This is a genomic window from Vibrio sp. V33_P6A3T137 (genome assembly GCF_009904835.1).
Taxonomy (GTDB): Bacteria; Pseudomonadota; Gammaproteobacteria; order Enterobacterales; family Vibrionaceae; genus Vibrio; species Vibrio metschnikovii.
The window spans coordinates 1-3,018 of record NZ_WXWK01000071.1 but is presented as its reverse complement, the minus strand read 5'-3'; the positions used below and the strand labels follow the sequence as shown (position 1 = coordinate 3,018).

General features: G+C 40.7%; 5 protein-coding genes. 3 read left to right on the top strand and 2 right to left on the bottom strand.

Annotated elements, in window-relative coordinates; all coding sequences use genetic code 11:
* Positions 1-359 precede the first annotated feature (359 nt).
* The 3 genes from CAG60_RS06675 to CAG60_RS06665 all read left to right on the top strand — a co-directional run bounded on the left by CAG60_RS06675 (position 360) and on the right by CAG60_RS06665 (position 2,229).
* Entirely contained in the window at positions 360-950 is a 591-nt protein-coding gene (locus CAG60_RS06675; protein ID WP_202598538.1) for a DUF1294 domain-containing protein, read from the top strand.
* Between the two features lie 162 nt (positions 951-1,112).
* Entirely contained in the window at positions 1,113-1,595 is a 483-nt protein-coding gene (locus CAG60_RS06670; protein ID WP_161438561.1) for a tetratricopeptide repeat protein, read from the top strand.
* Between the two features lie 160 nt (positions 1,596-1,755).
* Entirely contained in the window at positions 1,756-2,229 is a 474-nt protein-coding gene (locus CAG60_RS06665) for a GNAT family N-acetyltransferase (RefSeq protein WP_161438560.1), read from the top strand.
* Between the two features lie 152 nt (positions 2,230-2,381).
* On the opposite strand, the gene CAG60_RS06655 is transcribed toward CAG60_RS06665, so the two are convergent.
* Both CAG60_RS06655 and CAG60_RS06650 read right to left on the bottom strand, forming a co-directional pair.
* Complete coding sequence (locus tag CAG60_RS06655; RefSeq protein WP_161438559.1) at positions 2,382-2,681, bottom strand: type II toxin-antitoxin system RelE/ParE family toxin; 300 nt, start codon at positions 2,679-2,681, stop codon at positions 2,382-2,384.
* Between the two features lie 8 nt (positions 2,682-2,689).
* Positions 2,690-2,932 (bottom strand): type II toxin-antitoxin system Phd/YefM family antitoxin, encoded by a 243-nt coding sequence (locus CAG60_RS06650; protein WP_045572526.1) that lies wholly within the window; start codon positions 2,930-2,932, stop codon positions 2,690-2,692.
* Positions 2,933-3,018 lie beyond the last annotated feature (86 nt).

Below are 3,018 nucleotides of genomic sequence, written 5' to 3'. Positions count from 1 at the left end.
TCATAATAAGCTAACTCTTGCTTGCTAAATGCGGGTTCGAGACCCAGAAGACTATTCGAGTGTGGTGCTTGGAGTTCTATCTGACGTTCGCTCTTGTTATCGGTCTCTCGATAGAGGAGCCACACTTCAATCGAACTATCAGATAGAGAACTTTAGTTGCAGCTAAAGTCTGGGTCTCACTTTACCCTGATTCGTTAGTTATTATCCATACAAACGCTTCAAGAGGGACTTCCAACGCGTGGCATTTTTACTGTGCGTTGATTTCGGTGGTTACGGTGTTATGCGGAAACTTGGTAGTAGCGTTGTCAGCCCCTTAAGCGGGCGTTAGCCCACAAGTGATAAACAAAAAGTAGAGTTCGATGATAAAAGGCAAAGTTGTAGAGTGGAATGACTCAAAAGGTTATGGGTTCATATCAGCATTAAATGGCGAATTAAGAGTCTTTCTCCATGTATCAACTGTTCAAAGTAAAAGCCGACGTCCCAAAGTCGATGATGAAGTTGAATTTGAAGTTAATGAAGACCAGAAAGGGCGTTACAACGCCACTAATGTAACAATTCTGGGGGCAAGAACTATCCCTTCAACGATCATATTTAGTTTCGTTTACCTTGTTCTAGCAAGTGCTGCGGTTTTTATACTAGGTGGTGAGAAGATATTCATTGCAGTCTATATATTGATGTCACTTGTAACCTACGTAATGTACGCAATAGATAAGAATGCAGCTCAACATGGCAAATGGCGTACACCAGAAAACACACTTCATCTTTTGTCGTTATTTGGTGGTTGGTTGGGAGCGCTGTGCGCCCAAAATCAGCTTCGTCATAAGTCGAAAAAGCAGCCATTTAAATCGATTTTGTGGTTGACGATATTTGCAAATATTGGGGCCTTTATTTGGACGTTCACTTCATCGGGTTCGATGTTGGTTCAGAAGCTTATAGACAAATGGTTTTAGTGTCTGTGGTGAAATGTGGGCTAACAAACGCCTCAAGAGGGACTGTCAACGCGTGGCGTTTCCAGTCCCATTGAGCCGCGGTGGTTGCAGTTGCTGTGTTTAAGTTTAGTGGTAATGCGTTGCCAGCCCCTTAGGCGGGCGTTATAAGCTTCGAGGAAAATTATGGAAAGTCTCATCAAACAAGCGATTGAATTGCGGAAAAAGGCTAAGTATCAAGAGTCGAGAGCTTTACTAAAAACGTTATTAAATGATGAGGCTTATTCTGCTAAGGCTCACTTGCAAATTGCTTGGTCGTACGACAATGAGGGTAAAGAGCAAGAAGCGGTTGCTCATTATCTGTTGTCTCTTTCGGGTCTACTTTCGTCGGTAGAAAGGTTTGATGCTTTGTTTGGGCTAGCGAGCACTTATCGAACCCTTGGCATGTATTCAGAGGCGTTAAGCTATTTCGAGCAAACTCTCAGTGACTACCCTGATTCTATTGAAGTTCAGCCTTTCTATGCCATGTGCCTCTACAACTTGGGACGCTATAAAGAAGCGATATCATTGCTACTTGAACTTCTAGTATCGACCACGAATAGTGATGCAATTAAAGAGTATCAGCGAGCTATTTCTTTATACGCACAAGACTTAGATAAAACATGGTAAAATGAAGCACGCTTATAACAAACGGCTCAAGAGGGATTGCCAACGCGTGGCGGCTTTAGTACAAAATTGAAGTTCAGGGTTTACGGTGTGTTTTTTGAGTCTGGCAGTGCGTTGTCAACCCCTTAGCCGGGCGTTAGGCGTCATTTGAGTTCGAGGTAATATGTTACTAATTGAGAGATATAATAAAATTCGTGATGCTGAAGTCGAAAAGTTACGAGTAAAACCCGATCAAGTTCAGTTCACAGTCGATAAGCTTGGTGAATTCATTTTATCTTTAAAAGAACATGAGCATCCTCATTTGATCATCGACAATGATCAAGTTGTTGGTTTTTTCGTCTTAGATCTATCTTATTCTGACGCATATAGTTTTAGTGATCCAAAAGCGCTAGGCGTTCGAGCTTTGCTGATTGATGATAATCATCAAGGTTTAGGTATTGCGAGTAGAGCGATGAATTTGTTACCAAGCTATGTTGCTTCAACCTATCCAGAGTTTGAACGGTTACAATTGACAGTAAATTGCCGTAATAAAGCCGCGTACAATTGTTATCTTAAATGTGGTTTTGAAGACACAGGGAATTTGTATTTAGGTGGTCCAGTTGGTCCTCAACATATAATGCAGAGAACCGCCGCCTAACAAAGCATTTAAGAGGGACAGCCAACGCGTGGCATTTTTATTATGCGTTGGTTTTTGTGGGTACGATGTTATGCGGAAAGTTGGTAGTAGCGTTGGCTGCCCCTTAATGCGGCGTTAGCTTACCAATCGAAAGCATCGCCCATAATTGTTTATTATTTCAGGTGAATTTGCGGTAACTGAGATTGCCCCAATACAGCTACGATTAAGATGAAATTCTCTTCCTTTGTGAAGTAAGCAGTATGTTTTTCAATCGGAAAGTAAAAGCCGTTACTATATATTTCATGGCAGCTTCGTCCTAAATCAGGATTATCGGTGAGCATTTGAAAGCCAGAAAGTAGTGTTTCTTTATAACGTTGCCACTGTAATTCGGAAAAATTGTTGATGGTATAATTTTTTACTTTACGTAAATGAGTTTGAGCCAAACTACTCAGTTTATATTGTTTATTATGCATATTGTTTGTTACAGCTCATTCAAAAAATCTTTACCATCAACGACATTGCCTTTTGCCAAGTCATCTTTAGCCGCGTTGAAACAATGTTTAAGATATTCTGTTTTCATCATTTCAAGCTCTTCGTAGTCATGTATAGACATCACGACAACAGCATCTTTGCTGTTTTTACTGATCTTAATTGGTTGGCGTTGAGCATTAAGAAGCAATTCACCAAAATTTCGTTTAGCGTCATTTGCTGTTAATGTATGCATGGTTATTCTCCACAGTCTTAAGTCTAACTGGAGTATAGCTTATCACACGAAGCGGTCAATGTGATTAAATCGCACGAAATGTGTGA

What these genes read in the sequence shown, in the direction of transcription:
- CAG60_RS06650 (WP_045572526.1), bottom strand. Translation starts at nt 2,932, where the DNA reads ATGCATACATTAACAGCAAATGACGCTAAACGAAATTTTGGTGAATTG.
- CAG60_RS06670 (WP_161438561.1), top strand. Translation starts at nt 1,113, where the DNA reads ATGGAAAGTCTCATCAAACAAGCGATTGAATTGCGGAAAAAGGCTAAG.
- CAG60_RS06675 (WP_202598538.1), top strand. Translation starts at nt 360, where the DNA reads ATGATAAAAGGCAAAGTTGTAGAGTGGAATGACTCAAAAGGTTATGGG.
- CAG60_RS06665 (WP_161438560.1), top strand. Translation starts at nt 1,756, where the DNA reads ATGTTACTAATTGAGAGATATAATAAAATTCGTGATGCTGAAGTCGAA.
- CAG60_RS06655 (WP_161438559.1), bottom strand. Translation starts at nt 2,681, where the DNA reads ATGCATAATAAACAATATAAACTGAGTAGTTTGGCTCAAACTCATTTA.